Raw genomic sequence first — 25,446 nt, 5'->3', positions numbered from 1 at the left:
CCCAGAAAATGGTTAAGTGTGAGGGTAGGCACCAGGGCCAGACCGGTTGCCGGTTTACAGCAGAGACGGCTTCTCTTAATGTTCTAGCAAATACCAGGTTAAGGAGAAGATAAAATAGGAAGAATTTATATAATTGTTCAGCGTTAGTCGGCTGAAGCCCCCAAAAAAGACGGTGCTGTTGGCAGGAACCAGGGGCAAGAAATAAAAATTTAACTAAATTTTAACGTAATCTAGTCTAGTTTTTAACTTAGATGTCATTTTTGATACTGACGAGTCTCCGCAAATCGGCTCAAACTTTCCGTTTAGACCTAGAGGGCCTAGAACAGCAGAGCCAGGCCCCAGAACCAGATTGGGTGCAAGTCCAGGGCTATCTCGATTCTCTACAAAGTCTGATCAAAAACCAATGGGCCAATCTTTCCCCGGAGGCCTTGCCGAAACCCTTGAGCTTGTCTTGGCTTTCTTTACAGACAGAAATCCAGCGATCCTGGCAACTTCTATTGACGGATAGCCATTTTTGGCGAGCGGCGGTCAAGGCCCGGCGTCCTTTTCAACACCAGGCCCGCTTGCAGGGCCATATTCAGCGTCTCCGGGACTATGGACAATACTTAGAACAATTGATGGATCAATGCGCTTCCCCTTCAGAGTAAACCGAGGGATTGGAGGGCGGCAGTGGCGGCGGCCTTCGTAGCGAGTTGCTTACTTAGTCCTTTACCCTGGCCATAGACTTGATGCTGGATCTTGACGGCAAAGGTAAATTCGCGGGCGTGGGGCGGGCCGGTTTCATCAAGTAACACGTACTCCGGTAGCTGGCCGTGGTGTTCCAAGGCCCATTGCTGGAGTTGATTCTTCACATCTACCAGGCCTTTTTTAAGCAGGGGTTTTTCTGGGGTGGCCCCTTGGCCCAGGGCCGACTGGAGGAGCGTCTGGATAAATTGACGGCAGGCCTCAAAACCCGCATCCAGATAGTAGGCCCCGATAATCGCCTCTAGGGTATCGCTCAGTAGGGAAGGATTTTGGCGTTCCCCATTATTTTCGGCCCCTTTCCCCAGCAACATCAAATTATCAATTCCCAGTTCCAGGGCCAGGCGGGCCAATTGGGATTCATTCACCAACTGGGCCCGTAACTGAGTGAGCTTCGATTCCCGAAAGGTGGGGTAGTGCTGATACAGGAATTCCCCGACCACAAAACCCAGCAGAGCATCCCCTAAAAACTCCAGCCGTTCATTGTGCAACATCGGTGGATGTTCATTGGCATAGGAACGATGGGTCAGGGCCCGTTGCCAGAGGTCTTGATTCTTGAAGGACGGCAAGGATAGGCTCCGGGGCAGTGGTTTCGCGTTACTCATGGCACCCTTCTTGATTTATTGGCCGTTTAGGCAATGGAAGCGGTGACAATGGCCTCGGCTTCGGTGAAAATTTGCTGGAGATGGGCTTCGTCTTTAAAGCTTTCGGCATAGATTTTATAGACATTTTCTGTCCCCGAGGGCCGGGCCGCGAACCAACCCGCATCGGTGGTGACTTTTAGTCCGCCAATGGGGGCCTGATTGCCAGGGGCCTGGGTCAGCTTGGCCGTAATTGGGTCTCCCGCCAGGATCGTAGCCGTGACAGCTTCAGGGGACAGCTTGCTCAATTTAGCCTTTTGCTCCGGTGTTGCTGGGGCATCCACCCGTTGATAAATGGGGTTCCCCAAACGAGCGGTGAGGTCTTGGTAATGTTGACCAGGGTCTTTGCCCGTCTGGGCCGTAATTTCCGCCGCTAGCAGATCCATAATGATGCCGTCCTTATCGGTTGTCCAGACAGTGCCATTTTTCTTCAGGAAGGACGCACCGGCACTTTCTTCTCCGCCAAAGCCAAAGGAACCATCCAACAGTCCCCCCACAAACCATTTGAAGCCCACAGGTACTTCGTAAACCTTGCGGCCAATTTCCTTGCCTACCCGGTCAATCATGCTACTGCTTACCAATGTTTTGCCAATGGCACTCAGGCCAGACCATTGTTGTCGATGGGTAAAGAGATACCAAATTGCTACCGAGAGGAAATGGTTGGGATTCATTAATCCGACGCTCGGAGTAACAATGCCATGACGATCAGAATCAGTATCATTGCCAAAAGCAACAGCATAGTCATCTTTTAATCTCACTAAACTAGCCATGGCGTAGGGAGAGGAGCAATCCATGCGGATTTTGCCATCCCAGTCCAGAGTCATAAAGCCAAAGGTGGGGTCAACGGTGGGGTTGATCACCGTCAAATTTAAACCATAGCGTTCGGCAATGCTTGCCCAGTAGCCCACATTGGACCCCCCCAGGGGATCAACACCAAGGTGAATACCCGAGGCCCGAATCACCTCCAGGTCTAAAATTTTGTCGAGGTCGTTAACGTAGGGTGTGACAAAGTCAAATTCGTGGGTGGTGCTGGCTTGCAGGGCCTTTTCGTAGCTGAGACGCTTAACCCCTTGGTTGCCTTGCTTGAGTAGTTCGTTAGCCCGATTCTGCACCCATTTGGTAATTTCCGGTTCCGCTGGCCCGCCACTGGGGGGATTGTATTTAAAACCGCCATCGCCAGGGGGGTTGTGGGAGGGGGTGATGATAATGCCATCGGCCAGGCCGGAGGTTTTGCCCTGGTTGTAGCTCAGGATGGCGTGGGAGACGGCGGGAGTCGGGGTAAAGCGACGGTGATCGTTAACGGTGGTCAAACAAACTTCAACCCCATGGGCCGCTAGCACTTCCAGGGCCGTTTTTTGGGCAGGTTCCGAAAGCGCATGGCTATCCATCCCCAGAAAAAGCGGGCCATTAATGCCTTGACTGGCGCGGTATTCGGCTACGGCTTGAGAGACTGCCAGAATATGGGCCTCATTAAAGGTGGCGTTGGCGGACGAACCCCGGTGGCCGGAAGTACCAAAACTCACCTGTTGCAGGGAATTGTCGGGGTCAGGCTGGAGTCGGTAATAGTCGTCTAAGAGCTGTGGCACATTGATCAGACTATCCGCGGGAGCGGGCTGTCCTGCCAGGGGATGGAGTTTTGCGGCCATGGTTGTTTTCCTCAAGGGTCGTCACCTCCCAAATCCTATCCAAAAAGGGTTTTGGGGCCAACTTTTTCTGGCCCTGAAAAAATCCTGAACTTGTTACAATTCTTAACAATAAAGCCTAGCGAAATCCCTTTTTCCCCATGACCACTCTGCTTGAGCCCCCATTATCCTCTGATCTACTCCCAGCAGGGGGGAATGACCCTGACCGTTTCGACTGGCAGATGGCCTGGTATCCCGTTTTTTATGTTGAAGATCTCGACAAAACAAAGCTGACGACCTTCACGTTGCTCGGTCAGAACTTGGTGATCTGGTGGGAGCAAGCCGCTAGCACTTGGCGGGCCTTTGTTGATCAATGTCCCCACCGTTTGGCCCCGCTCTCGGAGGGCCGCTTGAATGAACAGGGATTACTGGAATGTCCCTACCACGGCTGGGCTTTTTCGGGAGAAGGGGCCTGTGAAACTATTCCCCAACAGGCCGACGGAGGCCAGGCCCACACCAGTCAACGGGCCTGTGCGAAGGCCCTGGCCACCTGCGTTCACCAGGGATTGCTATTTATCTTTCCCGGCAATCCGGAACGAGCGGAGAAAACCACGGTTCCCACCATTGATGTGCTCGATGACGATTCTGGGGAATGGGTCTGCCTCAATACCTTTCGAGATATTCCCTACGATGCCCTGACTTTGTTGGAAAATGTGTTGGATTCGAGCCATATTCCCTACACTCACCACCGCACCGTGGGCAATCGGGCCAATGTCGGGCCGGTAGAGTTAGAAGTGGTTCAGGCAGACCGCCAGGGCTTTAAAGGGGTTTGGGAAGAAGGGCCTAGACGGGGCACCCTGGGCCGTCAGGAAACGACCTTTATCGCCCCCAACCTAATGTGGCACGACCTTACCTCCAAGCAATTTGGCCGTACCCTCACCGTGGTCTATGCCACCCCGATCCGCAAGGGCTATTGCCGTCTATTTGCCCGCTTTCCCTTCAAATTTCCGTCTAAATTTCCCCGTCTAGCGATTAAATTAACCCCCCGTTGGTATTCCCACCTGGGCCAAAACCGTGTCCTAGAAGATGATCAAATTTTTCTCCATTGGCAGGAGCGGTATCTAGAACAAAAGGGCGGTAGTGAGTGTTTTAATCAGGCCTTTTACCTACCCACCAAGGCCGACCTTTTTGTATCCCAATTGCGCCAATGGGTGAACCGCTATCAAGCTGAATCCTTCCCTGGCCAGTCTCTCTCTCCAGCCCTGAGCACAGAGCTATTGTTGGATCGCTACCATGCCCACACCCAGCACTGTGCCAGTTGTCGCCAGGCCCTTAAAACTATCCAACGGGCCCGACAGGTTGCAGTGTTGATTGTAACTATCGTTCTGAGCCTTCTGCCCTTGCTGGTACTCAGTGGTTTATCCAACCTCTTTCTGGGCCTGGGGCTAAGTAGTTTACTAGCCCTAACGGCTGGCCTCTGGTTTGGCCTGGGCCAATTGGAAAAATCCTTCTACCAAGGCAAACCCATCCCGCCCCGCAATCAGCCCGAGAAAAAGCGCCGTTAGCCCTGCGCCTTGCTGGTAAAATTAAGAGTTTGCAGAAAGAAAACCGTTGCAGGAAGGAGACCGTTTCATGGCTCAAATGTATTATGATCAAGACGCTAATTTAGAATTATTGGCCGGCAAGACCGTGGCCATTATTGGCTATGGTTCCCAGGGCCACGCCCATGCCCTTAATCTCAAGGAAAGTGGCGTTAATGTGGTGGTTGGCCTCTACGCCGGCAGTAAATCCGCCGCTAAAGCCGAAGCGGCTGGCCTGAAGGTGCTATCGGTGGCCGAGGCGGCCCGCGTGGCCGACTGGGTCATGATCCTATTACCCGATGAAGTTCAAAAAACTATCTATGAAGCGGAGATTGCGCCCCACCTAGTAGAAGGCAACGTCCTCTCCTTTGCCCACGGTTTTAATATCAATTTTGGCCAGATCGTCCCCCCCAGTTTTGTCGATGTGGTCATGGTGGCCCCCAAAGGCCCTGGCCATTTAGTCCGTCGTACCTACACCCAGGGCCAGGGGGTTCCGGCCCTCTTCGCGGTCTATCAAGATGCCACTGGTCAAGCACGGCAACGGGCCATGGCCTACGCCAAGGGCATTGGTGGTACCCGAGCCGGTATTTTAGAAACCACCTTCCGGGAAGAAACAGAAACCGACCTCTTTGGCGAACAAGTTGTCCTCTGTGGCGGTTTAACGGCTCTGATCAAGGCAGGCTTTGATACCCTCGTCGAAGCCGGTTATCAGCCGGAATTGGCTTATTTTGAATGTCTGCACGAAGTGAAGCTGATTGTGGACTTGATTGTGGAAGGCGGCCTGGCCAAGATGCGGGATAGCATTTCCAACACTGCCGAATACGGAGACCTGACCCGTGGCCCTCGCATTATCACCGACGACACCCGAGCTGAAATGCGGCAAATCCTCAAGGAAATCCAAACTGGCCAATTTGCACGGGAATTTGTCCTGGAAAACCAAGCGGGCAAACCGGGCTTTACGGCCATGCGTCGTCGGGAATCGGAAGAGCTGATCGAAGAAGTCGGCAAGGATCTGCGGGCCATGTTTAGCTGGCTCAAGGAACAGTAAACCCATTTCTAAAGGCTCTGAATTCCTCTTCTGCTGATGCTTGTGGAAGAGGAATTTATTTTGGCACGCTTTCCCGGAGAGCCAAACGCGCCTAGTCGCAGCAATGTTTTTAGCATAGAGCCTGGATTGAGGCCACCATGGTAATTCCCAGAGCCCTAACGAATAGTTCATCAACTTTATAATTGTGATAGGTCAAGACTTTCCTGATGCCTTTAATAGCAAGATTTTTAATCCATCCCAACCCAGCAAAGTCACCGAGATAGACGACTAGTTCAGGCAACGACAACAACGGCTCGTTTCAATTTCTTAACAAAGTTAACCACGACTTAATCAAAGATAAATCTCAATTTAATTTCTCGGCCCTCTCTTGATTCAGGGAAGGTTATTGTCAAGGATTAAGGTGTTTTCAACGTCAACGTTGCTTAAGCATACGTTATCTACATCAGGCAAAAAACCTATGGCGTTACTTTCTCCATCCTTCACTAAAACCGTAACCCTATCTACGGTTGCCGTTCTATCTTTGGGCGCTGTTGGTCAGGCCGCTTATGCGGGGACACTCAACGGTGCAGGCGCTAGCTTCCCTGCTCCTTTGTACCAACGCTACTTCGCCGACTACAAGGCACAAACTGGAACGACCGTTAACTATAACTCTGTGGGAAGTGGTGCTGGTATTCGCCAATTCATCGGTGAAACCGTTGACTTTGGTGCCTCTGATGCGCCTTTAACCGACAAAGATAAATCCCAAATGAAGCGGGGGGTCATCACCGTTCCCACCGCCGGTGGTGCCGTTGCCGTCGTCTACAACTTAGCCGGCAAAAAGGTTCAGCTCTCTAGAGATGTCCTTCCTAAAATTTTCATGGGTCAAATCACCAACTGGAATCAAGTTGACCCTAAACTTCCCAGTAAGCCCATCCGCGTTGTTGTCCGAGCAGATGGTAGTGGTACCACGGAAATCTTTACCAGCCACCTAGCAACCATCAGCTCTGACTTTAAGAGCAAAGTTGGGGCCAACAAAGAACCCAACTGGGGTTTCCAAGTTCTAAAAGGCCCCAAAAATGATGGCGTTGCGGCCCTCGTCAAGCAAACCGATGGTGCTATCGGCTACGTTCAGGATACCTACGCTCGTAAAAATGAAGGCCCTACGATGCAAACCGCTAAAGTTCAAAACAAAGCGGGACAGTACGTTGAGCCCAGCCTAGCCCAGGCCAACAAGGCGATCGCCAATGCGAAGTTTGATGCCAATTTTGTGGCAGATGTTAACGACCCCCCAAGTGGTTACCCCATCGTTGGGATTACCTGGTTGTTGGTTTACAAAGACTATAAAGATCCTGGAACCGCTAAAGATATGAAGGCGTTAATCAACTGGATCATGACCAAGGGCCAAGCCATCAATCCCCAACTCGAATTTACCCAAATTCCCGCGGCTGTTACCAAAAAAGTAATAGCTGAAGTGAACAAAATCAAATAGGGTTTGGCTGAAGACCTCAATCTCAGCGATTAGATCAACATTATGGGGTATTTTCATAATGCCCCTTTTTATACCTAAACAAATTATGGTGAATCCTTCTCCCGTATCAGATGTTGATATTACCGTTTCCACGGGCTACGCGAAGATTTTTGATTTCATCTTCAAGCAATTAGTCTGGGGCTGTGCTTTTTTAGTGGCCCTTATTTTATTGTGGATTGCTTGGATTGTCTTTCAGGATGCCCAGTTGGCTATCCATGATTTTGGGATTGGCTTTTTATTTAGCAAAGACTGGAATGTCTCAGAAGAGAAATTTGGGGGACTTCCCTATATCTATGGCTCGATTGTGAGTTCCTTCATTGCACTAATTTTTGCCGTCCCTTTGGGCCTCGCGGTGGCAATCCTCACCAGTGAAAATTTTCTGCCCCAATCCATTCGGACTCCCATCGGATTCATGGTGGAACTCATTGCCTCCATTCCGAGTGTCATCATTGGTTTATGGGGGATTTTCGTTTTCATTCCGGTGTTAATGCCCCTGCAGCAGTTCCTCTTTAAAGCTTTTGGCTGGATTCCCCTATTTAGCTCAGAGCCCTTTGGCCCCAGTATGTTAATGGCCGGGCTTATTTTATCTGTGATGATCTTACCCACCATTGGCGCCATCAGTCGCGATGTTCTGTTAGCCGTTCCCCCCCAATTGCGGAGTGCTTCGATGGCCTTGGGGGCAACCCGATGGGAAACCATTTGGCTGACCTTACTGCCAACGGCTAGCTCTGGGATCGTAGGGGCCACGATCTTGGCCTTGGGTCGCGCTTTGGGAGAAACCATGGCCGTCACGATGGTCATCGGAAATTCCGACATTATCAATATTTCGTTATTGGCCCCAGGCTATACGATTCCGGCGGTGATGGTAAACCAATTTGCCGAAGCAACGGGGGAACTGCACATTGGTGCCTTGATGTACTTGGCATTAGTCCTTTTTGTTATCACCCTTGGGGTCAATAGCCTCGCGATTTTGTTAGTGCAAACTATCCAGCGTCGAACCCAAGGCGCATAACTTTGTTTTGAGCCCATTTTCGCTTTCTTATTTTATAGGCACCTCAACTTCGCTATGACCGTATTCAATCCCAATTCACCGGATAGCAATCTAGAGAAGGAACTCCACCTTCCCCTTGCTTGGAATCGCAATTTTTTTAGCGTTGGCATGACGGTCGTGGCCTTTGTGCTAACGGGTATTGCTCTATTGCCCCTTTTTGCCATCATTTGGTCTATTACTAGCCAAGGCATTTCCGGATTGTCCTTAGAGGTGTTTATCGCTTTACCGGCACCGGTCGGTGTGGAAGGAGGCCCCAATGGGTTTGCTAATGCCATTGTCGGTACGCTGACCATGGTGGGGATTGGAGCAATTATCAGTATTCCCATCGGTATTTTAACCGGAATTTTTCTGTGTGAGTTTGCGGCCGGTTCGACGATCGCCAATAGTATCCGTTTTGTGACGGTGATTCTCAGTAGTGTTCCTTCCGTCATCGTCGGGGTATTTGCTTACGGGGTTTTGGTGGTCACCACTAAACAATTTTCGGCGATCGCCGGCGGATTTGCCTTAGGGGTCATCATGATCCCCATTATCTCTCTGACAACGGAAGAGGCCCTCAAGCTTGTTCCTGTTTCCTACCGTTTGGGGTCAGCCGCCCTAGGGGGCAACAAGTTTCAAACCACCCTCAAAATCATTGTCCCTACCGCTATTCCGGGGATTACCACGGGCGTTCTGCTAGCGGTTGCTCGGGCGGCAGGGGAGACGGCACCGCTGATGTTTACTGCGCTCTTTAGCCAATTCTGGCAAGAAGGGCTGATGTCACCAACGCCCTCGCTTCCTGTACTCATCTATAACTATGCCAGTTCTCCCTTCCCAGAGCAAAATAAAATTGCTTGGACGGCCTCCTTGGTGTTGCTACTACTGGTATTAATTACAAGCCTATTATCTCGCTTGCTTACACGACGTAAACATCAATAGGGTAGACCGATGTCAATTTTTCTATTTCCGTGTTGCTCGGGCTTGGCCTAGCGACACAGTACTACCCGCCAACGGTTTAAAATCAGCTAACGTTTAGCGTATTACTATCACTTATCACAGGGTCTATCATGGAAAACCAAACTGCTATGAACACCGAAAACTCCATGTCTTCTGGAGAAAACCTCATTCCGGCTATCCAAGCAACGGGCATGGGATTTTATTATGGAACCAAAAAAGTTTTGGAAGGGGTCTCCATGATCATCCCCCAATATAAAGTCACTGCCATGATTGGCCCGTCGGGGTGCGGTAAATCAACTTTCCTCAAATCCCTCAATCGTATCGGTGAACTGGAGGGAGCCGTCAAAGTCACCGGCAAGGTAGAGTTTTTAGGTCAAGATATTTACGCCCAGAACGTCAATCTTAATACCCTTCGTCGTCAGATTGGCATGGTATTCCAGCGTCCCAATCCTTTCCCGGCCAGTATTTACGACAATATTGTCTATGGGGTTAAAATTTTCCAAAAGAAGACTCGCGCTGAGCTAGATGAAATTGTTGAAATGGCATTGCAAGGCGCAGCCATTTGGGATGAAGTCAAAGACAGCTTACAAAAATCTGCCCTTGGGCTATCTGGGGGACAACAACAGCGACTTTGCATCGCCCGCGCCTTGGCAGTGAAACCCAAAGTGCTATTGATGGACGAACCCTGTTCAGCCCTTGACCCCATTTCCACTCTTAAAGTCGAAGAACTGATCAAAACCCTGCGGGATCAACTAACCATTGCCATTGTGACCCACAACATGCAGCAGGCGTCGCGAGTATCTGACTATACCGCCTTCTTCAATACTGATGAAAGCCGGATTGGACAATTGGTGGAATTCGATTACACTGAAAAGATCTTTACCGATCCCAGCAATGAAAAGACTCGGGATTACGTTGCAGGTCGTTTTGGTTAAGTCGATTGGTGGGCCAATAACCCCAAGTCAGGTTTTTCCTGGACAAACTTGGCAGAACCAATCTTCATCTTATTTATTCTGGCAAACTTTCCTGCAGGGCCAGGCTTTCTTGATCGCGGCGACGTTTTTTGGCATAGAGTTGGATCGACGCCGCCATCGCAACGACCAGGGCCACAATTAACCAAGTTGTTGCGTCTAGGGGCAAGTTGTTTTTAAAAACAGCCAAGAGCACAATCACCACTAACAGCAGAGTAGGGGCCTCATTCAAGGCCCGGAACTGTTGTCCTGTCCAGGTAGACGTACCCTGTTCCAATTGTTTCATCACTCGACCACAGTAAAAGTGATAAACCAGCAGGAGAGCAACAAAGGTTAACTTGATATGGAGCCAACCCGACTTAAGGATCTCCGGCTCCGTGGAAATTAGGCCGATGGCCATTGCGACCGTCACGGCCATTCCGGGCGTGGTAATGATGTTATAGAGACGCTTTTCCATCAAGGTATATTGCTTGGCCAAAATGGTTTGGACGGGTTCCCCTTCCTGCTTGGCTTCAGCATGATAAACAAACAAGCGAACTAAATAAAAGAGGCCTGCAAACCAGACAACAAAACCAATAATATGAAAAGCTTTAAACCAATAGTAGGCCATGGCAGTGGAGATGAAAAAATAAGGAAGTTTAAAATTGTCGCCGAGCGAATATCAGGTTCGCCAGGGTCAATAACAGCACAATATATAATACCCCGTAGAGCAGATTACTCCATAGCTCGATACTCGTAGGTAGGATGCCATAGACGGCTTCATTTTTGAGATTAAAGCGTTCTAAATTGGGCAGAACCAGGTACAGGGAGCGGGTGATTTCGGCAATACTTTCATTTTTGGCAATTTCCCCCAATTTCAGTAAGTCACGACTAATGTGACCCATGAAGTAAACTCCGAAACTGAATAGGGTAGCCAGAATAGAGCTGGTAAAAACCCCAAAGAGAATAGCTACGGCGGTCAGTACTGCACATTCCAATAATAGAAAAGCCTGGGAAATTAGCAGACTGGTTAAGGAAAAGGGAATTTTGGCCCATACCAACATTCCCAGGTAAATCACCGTCATTACGCCAATCATGACAGCTAAAACCGCCGACAGTCCCAGATGTTTTCCCACCAAAAACTCCGTGCGACTAATCGGCTTGGGGATGAGTACCAACACCGTGCGTTTTTCAATTTCCTTATTGATCAGGCCGGTGCCGACAAAAATCGCCACAATGGCCCCCAATAGGGAGGTCGCGGCTAGGCCCAGATCTAGAAAAATTTTGCCATCGGCCCCAACGGAAATTTCTGGCAAGATGCGTAGAGCCAGGGCCATCAAAATGGCAAAAAAGCCAATGACATATAAAATGCGGTCGCGGATCACCTCTCGAAAACCATTGGCGGCGATCACCCATACCCGGAGTAGATTCATGGCAGGTTTACCCGATTCACAACAACGGTATTATCTCGATATTATAGTTGGCCAGAGTCTCTACCCCACGCTTTTCTGAGCCGTTGCTCCTTTTTTAAAACAAATTTTATTGATTAATGCTGGGGCGATAGGGGGCTACCAGAGCGCAAATGATCAGAGAGAGTTCTTGAAATATTAAGGAATCAGGAAAACTTTCCGAACATAGCTTAATTTTTTGTTAACCTCCCCCATCAAGCTTTATTGAAATAATGAAGAGCAAAACCTCCTGTATCAGCCCCCCCGATTATGGCTATGTTCTTCGTCAATTCTCGCCTAAGGGCTTGGTGTAAACCCGGCCTACTGCTTGGCCTTGGCTTGAGTCTCTTCGCCTGTAGTGGCCCCACTAAAGAGCCAATTACCATTGATGGTTCTAGTACTGTTTATCCTATTAGCAAAGCGATGGCTGAAGCCTACCAAAAGGAAAATCCTGAGGCCCCAGCGGTAGAGGTAAAATTTTCCGGAACGACCGGCGGCTTTCGTCAGTTTTGTGAAGGCAAAACCCAAGTGAGTGATGCCTCCCGGCCGATCACCCAGGCCGAGATCGACCACTGTAATAAAAATAATATTCGGTTTATTGAATTACCTGTTGCCTTTGATGCGCTGACTTTGGTCGTGAATCCCCAAAATACCTGGGTCACGAGTTTAACGGTGGCCGACCTCAAAAAAATGTGGCAGCCGAGTGCCGAAAATACCATTAAAAAATGGAATCAGATCCAGCCTAATTTTCCTGATAAGCCCCTCACGCTCTTCGGCGCTGGCACAGATTCGGGAACCTTTGATTACTTTACCGAGGCCATTGTCGGGAAAGCTGGGGCCAGTCGCATGGACTACGTTAAAACTGAAGACGATCAAATCACGGTGCAAGGTGTCGAACAAGACCCCAATGCGATTGGTTACTTCGGATTGGCCTACTACGAAAAAGCGGCTAAACAGCTTAAGCCTGTAGCGATTGATAGTGGCAAAGGGCCAATTTTGCCCTCCAGGGAAACCGTGGAGAAGGGCCAGTATAATCCCCTCTCTCGGCCGTTACTGGTTTACGCTAACTTAGAAGCCGCTCAGAAGAATGACAACTTGAAGGACTTTATGGAGTTTTATCTGACCAAGGCCCCGGAAGTTGTGCCCCAGGTTGGCTATATTCCCTTACCCAAAGAAGGCTATCATCTAGCTTCGGTAACGTTTCACAATGGCGAAGTCGGAACAGTTTTTGAGGGCCATTCCCAAATTGGCTTGACTATCAGTGAATTACTACGTAAGAAAGCTAAATTTTAAAGCCAAGATTTCCTGACCCAATAAATTCCTTAACCAAAGCTTTCCCATCACTTAATTCAAAGATTGACTATGAATAGGAAGGATGTGCAACGATAGCCTGTGTCTTAATGTTTCAAATTTCACGATTATGTTAACTCAATCCTTTGAATCCCTTAGAAAGGTTGCTGGTAACACTGCTGTACGCAAAGGTGCTCTAGTCACAACAGCAGCTTTCACCACCTTATCTCTCGGTTTGGGCCAGTTTCCCGTCCAGTCCCAAGGTGTGCCCACTATTCAGATTGATGGTTCTAGTACCGTTTATCCGATCACAGAAGCCGTTGCCGAAGAGTTCCAAAAAGCGGAGAAAGGTAAAACCCGTGTAACCGTCGGTATTTCCGGGACGGGCGGTGGTTTCAAAAAATTCTGTGCTGGTGAAACCGATATTTCCAACGCCTCTCGTCCCATCAGTGCTAAAGAACGGGAAGCTTGCAAAAAAGCTGGCATTCGCTACATTGAACTGCCCGTCGCCTTCGATGCTCTCACTGTAGTGGTGAACCCCAAAAATACCTGGGTGAAGAATCTGACTCCTGAGCAACTCAAGAAAATGTGGGAACCCGATGCCAAGGGTAAAATCACCAACTGGAATCAGATTGATCCCAAATTCCCCAATGCTCCCCTCAAGCTCTATGGCCCCGGTGCGGATTCTGGTACTTTTGATTACTTCACTGAAGCCATCAACGGTAAGGCCAAAGCCAGCCGTACGGACTTCACCCCCAGTGAAGATGACAACGTCATCGTGCAAGGAATCAGCCGTGACAAAAACGCCTTGGGTTACTTCGGCTATGCTTACTACGATGCCAACAAGAGCAAAGTCAAAGCGGTTCCCATTGTGAACAACGGCAAGCAGGTTATGCCTTCAATGCAAACGGTGATGAATAATTCTTATCAACCCTTGTCTCGTCCTCTTTTCATCTACATCAGCGACAAATCTGCCAAAAAACCGGAAGTGAGGAAATTTGTAAGCTTCTATCTAAAAAATGGCGCTCGGCTATCTAAATCCGTCAAATATGTCCCCTTACCTACTGATGCTTACACCACAGCTTTAGACCACTTCAATAACAACAAGTTTGGTAGTGTGTTTGTCGGGAAAGATACTGTGGGAGTCACCATCAACGAACTACTTAAGTTAGAAGGGGTGGACTAGGCTTGTCCTAGTTGTAACCGCTCACTAACGCCAGGCCGGGGACGAGTACTCCGGCCTTCTCCCCATCTCAACAAAAATTTATGTCTGAAACCCCTATATCATCATCTGCGAGTCAGATTTATACCTTTAAGCAAGCTAGAGTTTTGCGGGAACGAATCATTGCCGCTGTCCTTTTCCTTGCGGCTTTTTCCTCCGTGGCAACGACCATTGGCATTGTTTACATTCTGTTGGAAGAGTCTTGGCAATTCTTCCAACAAGTGCCGGTGCTGGAATTTTTAACGGGAACGGAATGGACACCCCTGTTTCAAGACCCCCAGTACGGTATCTGGCCCCTACTGTCGGGAACTCTGACCACCAGTGTCGTGGCTCTGGCCCTAGCGGTTCCCCTGGGAACAATTGTGGCCCTCTACTTGAGCGAATTTGCTAACCCGAAATTTAGAGAGGTGGTTAAACCGGCCCTGGAGCTTTTAGCGGCGATTCCCACCGTGGTTTACGGTTACTTTGCCCTGCTGTTTGTGACGCCGGCCCTGCAGGTGATTTTCCCTAATTTACCCGGTTTTAATATGCTCAGCGCCGGTCTGGTTATGGGCCTAATGATTATTCCGTCCATTAGCTCCATTAGTGAGGATGCCATGCGGGCGGTGCCCCTCAATCTGCGGGAAGGTTCCTATGCCACCGGGGCCACACGTTTACAAACTGCCTTAAATGTAGTTTTTCCAGCGGCCTTTTCGGGGGTCATTTCGGCCTATATTCTTGGGGCTTCACGAGCCGTGGGTGAAACAATGATCGTGGCTGTAGCGGCCGGTCTCCAGCCCAACTTGACCTTTAACCCCTTCAGTGAGGCAGCAACGATTACCGCCTATATCGTTCAGGTCAGTCTCGGGGATTTACCCCACGGGAGTTTAGAGTACCAGACCATTTTTGTGGCAGGCTTATCTCTGCTAGTAATGACCTTGATTTTAAATATTATTGGCTATTTTCTATCCCGACGTTTTCGGGAGATTTACTAGGCCCGGGGAAGGTTCTAGGATGTCCTGGGCTTGGTGTAATACACCAAAATTCGTTGCCTGAGTGACGAAGGAAACAACCAAGAACACTCCACCATAAAAATTTCACTACATGTTGGCTAAATCATGACAAATTATCAGTCTGAGTCCTTGATGGCTGTTCAGGCCAACGTTAAATTTCGAGAACGCCTTAATAAAGGGTTTGCCATTGCTGGCCTGGGGATTATCGTCGTTTCTGTCCTGATTTTATTGCTCCTGGTGTTGGGCATGTTCTTCCAGGGTATTGGCCGACTCACTCCCCAATTTTTTCTGAACTTTCCTAGTCGTAATCCTGAAGAAGCTGGTATTCTCTCCGCCTGGGTCGGCACGATTTTAGTGATGTCAGTCACGGCTATTATTTCCGTGCCAGTGGGCATTGCTTCGGGGATTTATCTGGAGGAGTACGCTCGTAAGAACTGGCTAGCGGATGTGATTGAAATTAATGTCACCAACCTAGCCGGGGTTCCTTCCATTGTCTATGGTCTCTTGGCCCTAGGCCTGTTTGTTTACCAATTCAAGCTTGGTCAGAGCATACTAGCCGCGGGGTTGACCCTGGCGTTACTGATTTTACCCATCGTGATTGTGACCACCCGAGAATCCCTACGGGCCATTCCCTCCAGCCTGCGGGAAGCTGCCTACGCGCTGGGAGCCAGCAAATGGCAAATGATTTGGGATCACATCTTGCCCTACTCCCTGGGCAGTATCATGACGGGGATTATTATCGGTCTGTCTCGGGCGATTGGTGAAACGGCACCGGTAATCACCATCGGGGCTTTGACCTTTATTGCCTTCTTACCCGATTCCCCCTTCCAGGATTTTCCCAAAAATGTTTTTGCTTGGCTCTTTGCGCCCTTCACGGTGATGCCGATCCAGATGTTTAACTGGGTCTCTCGTCCTGAACCTGAATTCGAGGTCAACGCAGCGGCGGCGGGGACAGTGCTAACGGTGATGACCCTCAGTATGAATGGCCTTGCTATTTACCTCCGCTATCATTTTCGTAAAGGAATCAAATGGTAAACAATCGCTCCGAATCCCAAACCACCAAACAACAGGCTGCTATCAAAGCCGAGGTTCAAGACCTGAACTTTTACTACGGTGGCCAGGCCCAGGCCCTTAAACACATTAACTTAAAGGTTTTTGAAAATCAGGTAACGGCTCTGATTGGCCCCTCTGGTTGCGGTAAAACCACCCTCCTGCGTTGCTTTAACCGCATGCATGACCTCTATCCTAATAACCGCTATGAAGGTGGCATCATGATGGACGGGGTTAACATTCTCAGCCGCAAGGTGGATCCTATCGAAGTGCGGATGCGGATTAGCATGGTGTTCCAGAAACCCAATCCCTTCCCTAAATCCATTTACGAAAACGTGGCCTACGGCCTGCGAGTCAAGGGGATTAAATCCGCCAGCATCATCGACGAAAAAGTCGAACATGCCCTGCGGGGAGCGGCTCTGTGGGATGAAGTTAAAGACCGTCTCCATGGCCTAGCCTACGACCTTTCCGGGGGACAACAGCAACGTCTCTGCATTGCCCGGGCCCTCGTCTCCGATCCCGAAATTGTGCTCTTTGACGAGCCCACGTCGGCCCTAGATCCCATTGCCACCGGCAGTATTGAGGAATTGATGCGGACACTGCGGGAACAGGTCACGATTCTGATTGTGACCCACAGTATGCAACAGGCCGCTCGCATCTCCGACTACACCGCCTTTATGTACCTAGGGGAAATGATGGAGTTTGGTGCGACTCACCAGGTCTTTGAACAGCCAGTCAAACAGCAGACTCGGGACTACGTTTCTGGCCGTTTTGGGTAAGCTTCATTTCTTTTACCAGGCCCTCCAGAATTCTTCCTGCGGGGAGAATTTTTTGTTTTCAGTCAGGAGAGAATACAGGGGATAATATCCGCTATTCTGGTAGGAATACTGGATAACGATACTGTGATGACCCTTGTACAAAGCTGGCTCAATTCCCACCAAATCCTCTTGACCCTCGTGGTGATTGGATGCGCTCTGGTCATGTTTGTAGGGGAATGGTTGCCCATTGACCTCACAGCCCTTTTGGTGACGGTGGTGCTAATCGTCTTGGGTCTGGTGAGTCCAGAGGAAGGCATTGCCGGTTTTGGCAATTCTGCCACCATTACCGTAATGGCTATGTTTATCCTCAGTTACGGCATCACCCGAACAGGGATTATCCAAATTGTGCGGGATTTTTTGGTGCGTTGGGGTGGCAAAAGCGCCGGGCAACAAATTATGGTATTGGGCCTAGTGGTGGGGCCAATTACAGCGTTTATCAACAATACAGCGGTGGTGGCGGTCTTTTTGCCAATTGTGGAGGAATGGGCCCGGCAACGGAAGATTTCTGTCTCCAAGCTAATGATTCCCCTATCCTACGCCACGGTTTTGGGGGGCATGATTACTGTCATTGGTACTTCGACCAATATTTTGGCCAGCGGTCTGGCCAAAAAACTCACAGGCCAGGAATTCAGTCTGTTTCAATTTACGCCCCTTGGCCTGCTCACCTTTGGTTTGGGTTTGCTGTACTTGGTTTGCCTGGCCCCCCGGCTCTTACCTGACCGTAAACCCGCTGTTGTTGGCAAAATTACTGAAGAGTACCAACTGAAGGATTACGTTAGTGAAATTATTATTCCACCCCGTTCTAGTCTGATTGGCCAAACCCTGCGGCAGAGTGAAATTCAGCGAAAATTTGACATTGATGTACTGGAAATTATTCACAATGAGACCCATTTTCCCCAACCCCTAGCGGATAAAGTACTTTCTTTGGGAGATATTCTCATTGTTCGAGGAAGTCGGGATGATCTTTTAAAAATTAAGGCGGAGCGTGGCATCGAAATTTTGGCGGATATTAAATTTTCCGAAGCCGATATTGAAGAAACCCTCAAGGAAGGAGAGGAAAAAATTGCCGAGGTACTTATTCTTTCCAACTCCCGTTTAATCGGCTCGACTCTCAAGGAACTGCGCTTTCGCCAACGCTACAATGCCACGGTGATTGCCGTCCGACGGGGAGAAGAAATTCTGCGGCAACGACTGGGGAAGGTCAAACTCAAATTTGGGGATCTGCTGCTGGTACAAGGCCCTAAGGAAAGCTTTTTAGGCTTACAAACAACGCGGGAACTATTGGTTTTAGAAGAGAAAAGTTGGGAAAATCTACGTTTAGAAAAGGCTTGGATTGCTCTGGCTATTATTGTTGCCGTGGTGGTCGTAGCGGCCGTTGATTGGATGCCGATCCTGGTCAGCAGTTTAATGGGGGTGTTGTTGATGGTGATCACGGGTTGCCTTAAACCCGGAGAAGTTTACGGGGCCATTCGTTGGGACATTATTTTTCTGCTGGCGGGCCTAATTCCGCTGGGAACGGCCATGGACAATTCGGGGACGACCCGCTGGCTGGCGGAGGGCCTGGTCAGTTTCGGTGGTCATCTCTCCGGCTACTGGATTCTTTTGCTCTTCTACGCGGCGACGGCCCTGTTGACGGAAATTTTGTCGAACAATGCCACAGTGGTGTTGATGTTGCCCATTGCCTTTGAAGTGGCGAAAAGCCTGGCCCTCAATCCCCTGGCTTTTATGTTTGTGGTCACCTTTGCCGCCTCCAATAGCTACATGACCCCCATTGGCTATCAGACGAACACCATGGTTTACGGGCCAGGGGGCTATAAGTTCTTTGACTTTACCCGCGTGGGTGCACCTTTGACGATCATGTTAGCTTTATTAACCCCCTTGTTTACGATTTTGCTCTATGGTCTGAAACCAGCCTAGACAGGGTATTGGCAATGTTAAGTATTGCCACAAAAGATCGGGTTTTGGAAAGAGGCTCCCTATAATTTGGGATGATTCAACTCTTTTTGAAAACAATACTTAATTAGGAGAACGCTCAACAATGTCTAGCCTCTTCTTGCTGGCCCAAGTGACCCCGACCACTGCGCAGTGGAGCCTGTCCATTGGCCTGATCATGAGTTTTTGCAATCTGTTTGCCTTCGTCATTGGCTATTTTGCCATTCAAAAAACGGGTCAAGGAACGGGCCTACCCTTGCCCCAACTGGCTTCGAAAAAAACCTTTGGCCTGCCGGAATTACTCGCTACCATGAGCTTCGGCCATATCCTCGGTGCAGGCATGGTACTTGGGCTAGCTAGCACAGGAGTTCTGTAGTCTTACCTCTCTTTTCAATCTCCGAGGGGCTCGGCCGCATTCAGTGCTCTCCTCTAGCCCCTCGGAGATTCTGACCTAGCGGAGTACTGCGAAAATCTTTGGTAGGGATGCCATGGGGAAAAAACTATTGCTTTTAGCTGGGGGGCTACTCCTCGTCAGCGCCGCTATCATCTATTATTTTTGGCGACAGGCCACGACGATCCCGGATTGGTACCAGCGGGAGATGGCCCTTCCCAGTAGCCTAGCTAGTCCGATCAATCCCGAGACCCTGCTCCAGCAAAAACTCCAAGCCGCGAAGGAACAATCGTCTCAGAACCCAGGCTCTGTCCCGACCCAACTGGATATCCGCTTGAAGCCCCAGGAACTGAATCAAGTCCTTCAAGCCGAGTTAGCGCAAATCTCAGCCCCCCGCCACCTCCCCACAGCCCTCCTGCCCCAGCTCAAGACCCAGGTTAAAGCCGATCAACTGGAAGTGGGAACCGTCATTAGCCCCCAATCTTTGCAAGGTTTGAACCTCGGGCCACGGGAACAGGCCCTGCTCGAAAAGCTCCGCCAGCAATTTCCTCAACTGCAAACCCAAGACCTCTATCTCGGTATTGCAGGTAAGCCCCAGGTGCAACAAAATACCCTTATCCTACCGGTAGATAGCACCATTAAAGTTGGCCAACTCCGTTTTACCCTAGCCGAGATGGCTCAGCAATTGCAGATCCCCCCCGAACGACTCCAAAAGGGTTTGGCCTTGCCCATGGGCCAGCTCAATTTGCGTAACCTTCAGTTAAATAATAATGAGGTCATCCTCCAGGTTGACTCCCCTAGCCATGGCGCCAACTAATTTCCTCTTATCCCCGGAGACGCTTTGGGCACGGGTTTGTGAGCAGACCCAAAGGGCCCTAGCCTGTGGGGCCCTAGAGCCCATCGCCACTGAGATCCAGACCCTCACCTCTGGAGATGTGACGTTCTTGGTGAGAATCCTGGCCAACCTCGAACGCAAGCGCCAGCAAACCGCCAGCCAGCCCAAGGATTTTAATCCGTTTCTGCCCTACGATCCCGATCTCTATGTCGGTGACCTTTCCCCGACCCACGGGGCCCTGCTCAACAAATACAATGCGGTCAAACACCATCTATTGATGATCACCCGGGCCTTTGAAGCTCAGGAAAGTCCGTTGACCCTAGCGGATTTTGCCGCGGCCTTGCTAGCCCTCCAGGCCATCGATGGTTTGGTGTTTTACAATAGTGGCCCCCTAGCTGGTGCTAGCCAACGCCACAAGCATTTGCAATTGGTGCCTTTTCCCCTAATGCCCTCAGGGCCAGCCTTTCCCTTAGCCCCTTGGCTAGAGGTGGGCCTCTCTGTTCCTCCCTACCAGGCCCTGAATCTCACAACTTTACCTTTTCAACATTGCTTCATTCCCCTAGAAACCAATCCAACTGCTGACCAACTCCACCAGGTCTACAGCCAGGCCCTGCAACAACTCAATCTAGCGGCTAACACCGTTACCCGTCCCTACAATCTGCTCCTAACCCGCCAGTGGCTTTTGCTCATTCCCCGTTCCCAGGCCAGTTTTCAAGGGATTGAGGTGAATGCCCTGGGGTTTGCCGGGGCCTTGCTAGTCCGCAACCGTCAACAGTGGGAGCAGTTAACCACCACGACACCGCCCCTGACCTTACTGACCCAGGTGGGATTGCCATGGCCCTAGATCCTAATCTCAGATCGGCCCTAGCCGTTACCCTGGGGGCCATTCCGGGAGCATTGAGTCGCTACTACCTTAGCCTATGGGCCGCCCGTTGGCTGGGGGAAGGTTTTCCCTTCGGGACATTCCTGGTGAATGTGAGTGGGTCTTTTTTAATGGGCCTGATCGTGACCCTGGCCATGACGCGTAACTTGATTACCCCAGAACTGCGACTCCTGTTAACCGTAGGTTTCTTGGGTTCCTACACCACCTTTTCGACCTATGCCCTCGATACCCACCTGCTCCTGCGGGTCGGTTTTTTTGGCCAAACTTTAATCTACGGGGTGGGAAGCCTGGTGCTGGGAGTGGTAGCCGTCGAATTGGGGGCCCTCTTGGCCCGTAGCCTACCCTAGGCAAAAGAAAAGGGCTGAGGGATTCAAAAAAAAATTTCTGTTGCCGTCGAAGTGTTGGGCCTTATGGGATATTATTGGTCTGAATTAATACTTCTTTAATGTATTGAGCTAAAACACAGAGGGTAAGACGCAGTGATTAGAGTAGCAATCAACGGTTTCGGACGTATTGGGCGTAATTTTCTACGATGCTGGCTGGGGCGGGCCGCGAGCCAAATCGAAGTCGTCGGCATCAATGATACTTCAGACCCCAGAACGAATGCCCACTTGCTGAGATACGACTCCATGCTGGGTAAACTTAACAACGTGGATATCACTGCCGATGACAACTCCATCACCGTCAACGGCAAAACCATTAAATGCGTTTCTGACCGTAATCCCCTCAATCTTCCCTGGGCGGAATGGAACGTTGATTTGATTATTGAAGCCACCGGGGTCTTTGTCGATCACGAAGGGGCCTCGAAGCATTTGGCCGCGGGTGCTAAAAAGATTTTGATTACTGCTCCTGGGAAAGGGGCCAATATTGGCACCTACGTTGTGGGGGTCAATGCTCATGAATACCGCCACAGTGACTACGATGTCATCAGCAATGCGAGCTGTACCACCAACTGTCTGGCCCCCATTGCCAAGGTACTACACGAGAATTTTGGCATTATCAAAGGCACGATGACCACGACCCACAGCTACACTGGGGATCAACGGATTCTCGATGCCAGCCACCGAGATCTGCGTCGGGCTCGGGCTGCCGCGGTGAACATTGTTCCTACTTCCACGGGCGCTGCTAAAGCCGTGGCTCTGGTAATTCCCGAATTAAAAGGCAAACTAAATGGGATTGCGCTACGGGTTCCGACTCCTAACGTTTCCATTGTTGACCTTGTGGTGCAAGTAGAAAAGAACACCATCACTGAACAAGTGAATGAAGTCCTGCAGGCAGCGGCGGAAGGCCCCCTCAAGGGAATTTTGGACTACACCGATCTGCCTTTAGTGTCCAGTGACTTCCGGGGCACCGATTGCTCCTCAACAGTGGACGCTGGCCTGACCATGGTGATGGGCGGCGACATGGTGAAAGTGGTTGCTTGGTACGACAACGAGTGGGGCTATTCCCAACGGGTAGTAGACCTGGCTGAAGTGGTTGCCCAAAACTGGCAATAAACCCCGGTCATAACTACAATTTCCCTAGCTGGATGTCTTCCGATGGCTAGGGTTTTTTTATTGAGTTCCCTATGAAAAAAATATCTGGATTCTTACAATTCCTCTTGGGCTTTATCCTCGGTATTACCCTCTTTACGGGGGGAGCGGCTCTAATTGGCTACGTTATTTTGACGCGCTTTACGGCCCCTCCCAGCAAGCCTGTATTTAGTGAAGAAAAGCCAAAAGCAAGCCCGATACCTTCCCCAGTAACGGCTTCGCCGTCCCCCAGTCCGAGTAGTTCACCGACCATCAGTCCTAGTCCGTCTCCCAGTCCCAGTCCCAGTCCCAGTCCCTCTCCTAGCCCAGAAGCGACCCTTCCCCCTGGAGCCTATAAAGCCAAGGTTATTTGGAGCGGAGGGTTAAGTTTACGCAGTGAACCCAGTCGTTCCTCTGAGCGGGCCGGTGGGGTGGCTTATAACGATGAAGTAATGGTGCTAGAAAAATCCGCCGACGGGGAATGGGTCAAAATCCGGGCCGGAAACCAGGAAGGTTGGGTGCGCCAGGGCAACCTGGAAAAAACGGAATAATCCTTAAAAAATCTGCTGCCATCGCTAGGATAAAGGCAGTTTCCTCTGCTGGTCACTACGATGAAAATTCGTTACTTATCCCTGCTGATTCCCGTTGGTTTGGCCCTGGCTATCTTCCCGCTGGTGGCCAAGGAAATATCTCCCGTTCCTGAAGACCCCAGTCTCATCGTCTCTCCCCCAGGGCCAGTGGCCACTTTTTCTGACCGACCAACGATCCAGATTGCGATCTTGCTGGACTCTAGCAACAGTATGGATGGGTTGATTGAGCAAACCCGCACTCAGATTTGGAAAATTGTTAATGCCCTAGCTAACGTCACCAAGGATGGCAAAACGCCTGTTCTGGAGGTGGCCCTTTATCACTACGGTAACAATACCCTGCCCTCGGCGGAAGGATTTAATCGCTTGATGAATCCCCTCAGCCCAGAATTGGATCAAGTGTCTGAAAAGCTATTTAGTATTACTACCGATGGGGGCCAGGAGTATGCCGGCTGGGTGATCGAATCGGCAACCGCTCAGCTCGACTGGGACCGCAATCCTGATAATTTCCGGGCTATGTTTATTGCCGGTAACGAACCCTTTGATCAAGGCCGAGTCTCGTGGCAAACGGCCATTGGCCAGGCCCGTCAAAAGGACATTGTGATTAATACGATCTACTGTGGCACGGCGGAAAATTCTGAAAGTCGTCTTTGGGCCGAAGGAGCCGACAGTGGCCAAGGCAGTTATTTTAATATCAACCAAGACCAAGCCGTGGTTGACATTCCTACTCCCTACGACCCAAAAATCGAGCAATTAAATCAACAACTCAATCAGACCTATATTCCCTACGGCCATAGTGGTGAAGCTGGTCAACAACGCCAGTTAGCAGAGGATCAGAACGCTGCCAGTCGTGGCAGTAGCGGCGCCGCCCTGAATCGAGCCCAAGCCAAAAGTTCGGCCTATTATCGCAACAGTTCCTGGGATTTACTCGATGCCCTGGCCGATCAAACCGTTAAACTGAATGAACTTTCTAAGGAAGAATTGCCTGAGGCAATGCGTTCCATGAGTGCCAATGAACAACGACAATACCTAGAAACCAAGCAAACGGAGAGGGCCCGGCTCCAGGCCCAGATCACCGAGCTTGGCCAAAAACGCGCCGACTATCTTCGTCAGCAAGCCTCTTCAACCGCCTCCGCCAATACCCTAGAAGTCGTGATGATCGAGGCCCTGCGCAAACAATTAGCGGCCAAAGGGTTTGTTTTAAACTAGGGCCTCGGGTTCATATGATCCTAGCTCTAATCAGCAAACACATAGCGGTAAAGTTCGCTGGGATCAGGTTCAGGACTGCTTTCTGCAAATTGCAGGGCCTCATCAATGATGTTCTGGATTTTCTGGTCAATGGCCTTGAGTTCTTTGTCTTTGACTAGCTTGTTCTCCGTGAGGTAAGCAGCAAACTTGCGGATGGGATCACGGGCCCCCCAGAATTGTTTTTCGTCTGCGGAGCGAAGTTCGTCGGGATCAGCAAGGGAATGGCCACGAAAACGGTAGGTCAGAGCCTCGATCAAGGTTGGCCCTTCACCAGCACGGGCACGGGCTACGGCTTCTTGGGCCACACTATGAACCGCGACCACATCCATACCATCTACTTCCACGCCGGCCATATTAAAAACACTGGCCTTTTTATAGATTTCCGGTTGAGAGGTCGCCCGTTCGTGGGCCATCCCAATCGCCCATTTATTATTTTCCACCACAAACAGGATCGGTAATTTCCAGAGGGCCGCCATATTGAGACACTCAAAAAATTGGCCGTTGTTGGTAGTACCATCCCCAAAGAAACAAGCCGTTACGGTATCACTACGCGGATCCCCCAGCACTTCCCGGCGATACTTGCTTTGGAAAGCGGCTCCTAAGGCGACGGGAATTCCTTCACCAATGAAAGCAAAGCCGCCTAATAAATGGTGTTGTTCCGAGAAGAGGTGCATCGAGCCTCCCCGGCCTCGACTACAGCCGGTTGCTTTACCAAATAACTCGGCCATCACTTCCCGTGCCGGCACCCCTGCGCTCAGGGCATGGACGTGATCCCGGTAGGTACTGCAAACATAATCTTCATCTTGGCGCATGGCCTTGATCACGCCAGAGGAGACGGCTTCCTGACCATTGTAGAGATGGACAAAGCCGAACATCTTGCCCCGATAATACATTTCAGCGCATTTATCTTCAAAAAAGCGGCCCAGAACCATATCTTCGTAGAGAATCAGTCCTTGTTCCTTGCTCAAGGAAACGGTAGCGGTATTAAATTCGGGCAAGATGCGCTCTGCAACCATAGTCTTGTCGGTAAATAAAAATATGATGGAACAGGCTGGCTAAAATCTGCGGAAACTTAACGGCTAGCCCAGCTTAAATTCTAGGCGATTACCGTAGTCTTGTTAACGGTCGGGTAGGGGAGAGGCCCTGGGCAAAGGGTTAGAGCTACA

25 protein-coding genes are annotated in these 25,446 nt (G+C 50.3%); 20 read left to right on the top strand and 5 right to left on the bottom strand.

Annotation, left to right across the window (positions count from 1 at the left end; genetic code table 11):
• Nucleotides 1-251 precede the first annotated feature (251 nt).
• Nucleotides 252-647 (top strand): heterocyst frequency control protein PatD, encoded by a 396-nt coding sequence (gene patD / locus ABXS88_RS07560; protein ID WP_353674570.1) that lies wholly within the window; start codon nt 252-254, stop codon nt 645-647.
• Here the strand turns inward: patD and rnc are convergent.
• Both rnc and pgm read right to left on the bottom strand, forming a co-directional pair.
• On the bottom strand, nt 639-1,346 hold the full coding sequence (rnc, locus tag ABXS88_RS07555; protein WP_353674569.1) for a ribonuclease III: 708 nt from the start codon (nt 1,344-1,346) through the stop codon (nt 639-641). The two genes, patD and rnc, sit on opposite strands and share 9 nt — an antisense overlap.
• 26 nt (nt 1,347-1,372) lie before the next feature.
• Nucleotides 1,373-3,028: a phosphoglucomutase (alpha-D-glucose-1,6-bisphosphate-dependent) gene (gene pgm / locus ABXS88_RS07550; RefSeq protein ID WP_353674568.1), complete on the bottom strand. Its 1,656-nt coding sequence runs from the start codon at nt 3,026-3,028 to the stop codon at nt 1,373-1,375.
• Nucleotides 3,029-3,165: 137 nt separating this feature from the next.
• Between pgm and ABXS88_RS07545 the strand changes: the two genes are divergently transcribed.
• From ABXS88_RS07545 to pstB (ABXS88_RS07520), 6 genes are all read left to right on the top strand, one after another.
• On the top strand, nt 3,166-4,569 hold the full coding sequence (locus tag ABXS88_RS07545) for a Rieske 2Fe-2S domain-containing protein (protein WP_353674567.1): 1,404 nt from the start codon (nt 3,166-3,168) through the stop codon (nt 4,567-4,569).
• 46 nt (nt 4,570-4,615) lie between these two features.
• On the top strand, nt 4,616-5,632 hold the full coding sequence (gene ilvC / locus ABXS88_RS07540) for a ketol-acid reductoisomerase (protein ID WP_353674566.1): 1,017 nt from the start codon (nt 4,616-4,618) through the stop codon (nt 5,630-5,632).
• Nucleotides 5,633-6,089: 457 nt separating this feature from the next.
• Nucleotides 6,090-7,100: a phosphate ABC transporter substrate-binding protein PstS gene (gene pstS / locus ABXS88_RS07535; protein WP_353674565.1), complete on the top strand. Its 1,011-nt coding sequence runs from the start codon at nt 6,090-6,092 to the stop codon at nt 7,098-7,100.
• Nucleotides 7,101-7,185: 85 nt separating this feature from the next.
• Nucleotides 7,186-8,151: a phosphate ABC transporter permease subunit PstC gene (pstC, locus tag ABXS88_RS07530; protein ID WP_353674564.1), complete on the top strand. Its 966-nt coding sequence runs from the start codon at nt 7,186-7,188 to the stop codon at nt 8,149-8,151.
• A gap of 54 nt (nt 8,152-8,205) precedes the next feature.
• Nucleotides 8,206-9,105 carry a phosphate ABC transporter permease PstA gene (gene pstA / locus ABXS88_RS07525; RefSeq protein ID WP_353674563.1) on the top strand — a complete coding sequence of 300 codons (900 nt, stop codon included), beginning with the start codon at nt 8,206-8,208 and terminating at the stop codon, nt 9,103-9,105.
• A gap of 146 nt (nt 9,106-9,251) precedes the next feature.
• Nucleotides 9,252-10,058: a phosphate ABC transporter ATP-binding protein PstB gene (pstB, locus tag ABXS88_RS07520; protein ID WP_353674562.1), complete on the top strand. Its 807-nt coding sequence runs from the start codon at nt 9,252-9,254 to the stop codon at nt 10,056-10,058.
• A gap of 73 nt (nt 10,059-10,131) precedes the next feature.
• Here pstB (ABXS88_RS07520) and hemJ read toward each other — a convergent pair whose 3' ends face one another.
• Both hemJ and ABXS88_RS07510 read right to left on the bottom strand, forming a co-directional pair.
• Nucleotides 10,132-10,704, bottom strand: a complete 573-nt coding sequence (gene hemJ / locus ABXS88_RS07515; protein WP_353674561.1) for a protoporphyrinogen oxidase HemJ — start codon at nt 10,702-10,704, stop codon at nt 10,132-10,134.
• Nucleotides 10,705-10,732: 28 nt separating this feature from the next.
• Nucleotides 10,733-11,506, bottom strand: coding sequence for an ABC transporter permease (locus tag ABXS88_RS07510; RefSeq protein ID WP_353674560.1), 774 nt, complete (start codon nt 11,504-11,506; stop codon nt 10,733-10,735).
• Nucleotides 11,507-11,791: 285 nt separating this feature from the next.
• Between ABXS88_RS07510 and ABXS88_RS07505 the strand changes: the two genes are divergently transcribed.
• From ABXS88_RS07505 to ABXS88_RS07445, 13 genes are all read left to right on the top strand, one after another.
• Complete coding sequence (locus tag ABXS88_RS07505) at nt 11,792-12,814, top strand: PstS family phosphate ABC transporter substrate-binding protein (protein WP_353674559.1); 1,023 nt, start codon at nt 11,792-11,794, stop codon at nt 12,812-12,814.
• A 127-nt stretch (nt 12,815-12,941) separates the two neighbouring features.
• Entirely contained in the window at nt 12,942-13,997 is a 1,056-nt protein-coding gene (locus ABXS88_RS07500; protein WP_353674558.1) for a PstS family phosphate ABC transporter substrate-binding protein, read from the top strand.
• Nucleotides 13,998-14,077: 80 nt separating this feature from the next.
• On the top strand, nt 14,078-15,007 hold the full coding sequence (gene pstC, locus ABXS88_RS07495; RefSeq protein ID WP_353674557.1) for a phosphate ABC transporter permease subunit PstC: 930 nt from the start codon (nt 14,078-14,080) through the stop codon (nt 15,005-15,007).
• Nucleotides 15,008-15,130: 123 nt separating this feature from the next.
• On the top strand, nt 15,131-16,060 hold the full coding sequence (gene pstA, locus ABXS88_RS07490; RefSeq protein WP_353674556.1) for a phosphate ABC transporter permease PstA: 930 nt from the start codon (nt 15,131-15,133) through the stop codon (nt 16,058-16,060).
• The gene (gene pstB, locus ABXS88_RS07485; protein WP_353674555.1) at nt 16,054-16,854 is read left to right on the top strand and encodes a phosphate ABC transporter ATP-binding protein PstB; all 801 of its coding nucleotides are present in this window, start codon (nt 16,054-16,056) and stop codon (nt 16,852-16,854) included. The genes pstA (ABXS88_RS07490) and pstB (ABXS88_RS07485) overlap by 7 nt, the downstream gene beginning before the upstream one ends.
• 126 nt (nt 16,855-16,980) lie before the next feature.
• Nucleotides 16,981-18,810 (top strand): SLC13 family permease, encoded by a 1,830-nt coding sequence (locus tag ABXS88_RS07480; RefSeq protein WP_353674793.1) that lies wholly within the window; start codon nt 16,981-16,983, stop codon nt 18,808-18,810.
• 121 nt (nt 18,811-18,931) lie between these two features.
• Entirely contained in the window at nt 18,932-19,201 is a 270-nt protein-coding gene (psaK, locus tag ABXS88_RS07475) for a photosystem I reaction center subunit PsaK (protein ID WP_353674554.1), read from the top strand.
• A gap of 112 nt (nt 19,202-19,313) precedes the next feature.
• Nucleotides 19,314-20,033 carry a hypothetical protein gene (locus ABXS88_RS07470; RefSeq protein ID WP_353674553.1) on the top strand — a complete coding sequence of 240 codons (720 nt, stop codon included), beginning with the start codon at nt 19,314-19,316 and terminating at the stop codon, nt 20,031-20,033.
• Nucleotides 20,020-20,895 (top strand): phosphorylase, encoded by an 876-nt coding sequence (locus ABXS88_RS07465; RefSeq protein ID WP_353674552.1) that lies wholly within the window; start codon nt 20,020-20,022, stop codon nt 20,893-20,895. Before ABXS88_RS07470 ends, ABXS88_RS07465 begins: the two co-directional genes overlap by 14 nt.
• Nucleotides 20,886-21,281, top strand: a complete 396-nt coding sequence (gene crcB, locus ABXS88_RS07460) for a fluoride efflux transporter CrcB (protein ID WP_353674551.1) — start codon at nt 20,886-20,888, stop codon at nt 21,279-21,281. The genes ABXS88_RS07465 and crcB overlap by 10 nt, the downstream gene beginning before the upstream one ends.
• A 132-nt stretch (nt 21,282-21,413) precedes the next feature.
• The gene (locus ABXS88_RS07455; RefSeq protein WP_353674550.1) at nt 21,414-22,430 is read left to right on the top strand and encodes a type I glyceraldehyde-3-phosphate dehydrogenase; all 1,017 of its coding nucleotides are present in this window, start codon (nt 21,414-21,416) and stop codon (nt 22,428-22,430) included.
• A 71-nt stretch (nt 22,431-22,501) separates the two neighbouring features.
• A complete protein-coding gene (locus ABXS88_RS07450) occupies nt 22,502-22,996 on the top strand; it encodes an SH3 domain-containing protein (RefSeq protein WP_353674549.1) in 495 nt (164 codons plus the stop codon).
• 60 nt (nt 22,997-23,056) lie between these two features.
• Nucleotides 23,057-24,241, top strand: a complete 1,185-nt coding sequence (locus ABXS88_RS07445) for a hypothetical protein (protein WP_353674548.1) — start codon at nt 23,057-23,059, stop codon at nt 24,239-24,241.
• A gap of 26 nt (nt 24,242-24,267) precedes the next feature.
• Here the strand turns inward: ABXS88_RS07445 and pdhA are convergent, their stop codons facing one another.
• A complete protein-coding gene (gene pdhA / locus ABXS88_RS07440) occupies nt 24,268-25,296 on the bottom strand; it encodes a pyruvate dehydrogenase (acetyl-transferring) E1 component subunit alpha (protein ID WP_353674547.1) in 1,029 nt (342 codons plus the stop codon).
• Nucleotides 25,297-25,446: the final 150 nt, after the last annotated feature.

The sequence above is a fragment of the Synechocystis sp. LKSZ1 genome (assembly GCF_040436315.1).
Taxonomy (GTDB): domain Bacteria; phylum Cyanobacteriota; class Cyanobacteriia; order Cyanobacteriales; family Microcystaceae; genus Synechocystis.
Note: the sequence above shows the minus strand (reverse complement) of the source record. Positions and strands in the feature narration are given on the sequence as shown.

Bases quoted from the DNA above. Each gene is read 5' to 3' on its own strand.
- patD (WP_353674570.1), top strand. From the start codon at position 252: ATGTCATTTTTGATACTGACGAGTCTCCGCAAATCGGCTCAAACTTTC.
- rnc (WP_353674569.1), bottom strand. From the start codon at position 1,346: ATGAGTAACGCGAAACCACTGCCCCGGAGCCTATCCTTGCCGTCCTTC.
- pgm (WP_353674568.1), bottom strand. From the start codon at position 3,028: ATGGCCGCAAAACTCCATCCCCTGGCAGGACAGCCCGCTCCCGCGGAT.
- ABXS88_RS07545 (WP_353674567.1), top strand. From the start codon at position 3,166: ATGACCACTCTGCTTGAGCCCCCATTATCCTCTGATCTACTCCCAGCA.
- pstS (WP_353674565.1), top strand. From the start codon at position 6,090: ATGGCGTTACTTTCTCCATCCTTCACTAAAACCGTAACCCTATCTACG.
- pstC (WP_353674564.1), top strand. From the start codon at position 7,186: ATGGTGAATCCTTCTCCCGTATCAGATGTTGATATTACCGTTTCCACG.
- pstA (WP_353674563.1), top strand. From the start codon at position 8,206: ATGACCGTATTCAATCCCAATTCACCGGATAGCAATCTAGAGAAGGAA.
- pstB (WP_353674562.1), top strand. From the start codon at position 9,252: ATGAACACCGAAAACTCCATGTCTTCTGGAGAAAACCTCATTCCGGCT.
- hemJ (WP_353674561.1), bottom strand. From the start codon at position 10,704: ATGGCCTACTATTGGTTTAAAGCTTTTCATATTATTGGTTTTGTTGTC.
- ABXS88_RS07510 (WP_353674560.1), bottom strand. From the start codon at position 11,506: ATGAATCTACTCCGGGTATGGGTGATCGCCGCCAATGGTTTTCGAGAG.
- ABXS88_RS07505 (WP_353674559.1), top strand. From the start codon at position 11,792: ATGGCTATGTTCTTCGTCAATTCTCGCCTAAGGGCTTGGTGTAAACCC.
- ABXS88_RS07500 (WP_353674558.1), top strand. From the start codon at position 12,942: ATGTTAACTCAATCCTTTGAATCCCTTAGAAAGGTTGCTGGTAACACT.
- pstC (WP_353674557.1), top strand. From the start codon at position 14,078: ATGTCTGAAACCCCTATATCATCATCTGCGAGTCAGATTTATACCTTT.
- pstA (WP_353674556.1), top strand. From the start codon at position 15,131: ATGACAAATTATCAGTCTGAGTCCTTGATGGCTGTTCAGGCCAACGTT.
- pstB (WP_353674555.1), top strand. From the start codon at position 16,054: ATGGTAAACAATCGCTCCGAATCCCAAACCACCAAACAACAGGCTGCT.
- ABXS88_RS07480 (WP_353674793.1), top strand. From the start codon at position 16,981: ATGACCCTTGTACAAAGCTGGCTCAATTCCCACCAAATCCTCTTGACC.
- psaK (WP_353674554.1), top strand. From the start codon at position 18,932: ATGTCTAGCCTCTTCTTGCTGGCCCAAGTGACCCCGACCACTGCGCAG.
- ABXS88_RS07470 (WP_353674553.1), top strand. From the start codon at position 19,314: ATGGGGAAAAAACTATTGCTTTTAGCTGGGGGGCTACTCCTCGTCAGC.
- ABXS88_RS07465 (WP_353674552.1), top strand. From the start codon at position 20,020: ATGGCGCCAACTAATTTCCTCTTATCCCCGGAGACGCTTTGGGCACGG.
- crcB (WP_353674551.1), top strand. From the start codon at position 20,886: ATGGCCCTAGATCCTAATCTCAGATCGGCCCTAGCCGTTACCCTGGGG.
- ABXS88_RS07450 (WP_353674549.1), top strand. From the start codon at position 22,502: ATGAAAAAAATATCTGGATTCTTACAATTCCTCTTGGGCTTTATCCTC.
- ABXS88_RS07445 (WP_353674548.1), top strand. From the start codon at position 23,057: ATGAAAATTCGTTACTTATCCCTGCTGATTCCCGTTGGTTTGGCCCTG.
- pdhA (WP_353674547.1), bottom strand. From the start codon at position 25,296: ATGGTTGCAGAGCGCATCTTGCCCGAATTTAATACCGCTACCGTTTCC.